Annotated in this window: 1 pseudogene; it reads left to right on the top strand. The window is 48.1% G+C overall.

What is annotated here, in order from left to right:
- Positions 1–218 (top strand): annotated as a pseudogene (locus TPRIMZ1_RS18485) (transposase); the annotation flags it as partial.
- Between the last annotated feature and the right edge of the window lie 17 nt (positions 219–235).

The following is a 235-nucleotide window of genomic DNA, read 5'->3' as shown; positions in this document are numbered from 1 at the left end:
AAGCGCTGATGGAAATGTACCTGGCCGGGGTGTCGGTGAGGCGGGTGGAGGATATAACCGAAGCGCTATGGGGCAGCAAGGTATCCCCTGGAACTATCAGTGAGTTGAACAAAAAAGCATACGTGAACATTGAAACCTGGCGAAATCGTCAATTGAGTGGGAAAGAGTATCCCTATGTCTATGTTGATGGGATATACCTTAAGCGAAATTGGGGCGGAGCTTTGAAAATGTGAGT

It is taken from the genome of Treponema primitia ZAS-1 (genome assembly GCF_000297095.1).
Taxonomy (GTDB): domain Bacteria; phylum Spirochaetota; class Spirochaetia; order Treponematales; family Breznakiellaceae; genus Termitinema; species Termitinema primitia_A.
The sequence above is the reverse complement of the archived record's forward strand: the minus strand, read 5'-3'. Positions and strand labels throughout refer to the sequence as shown.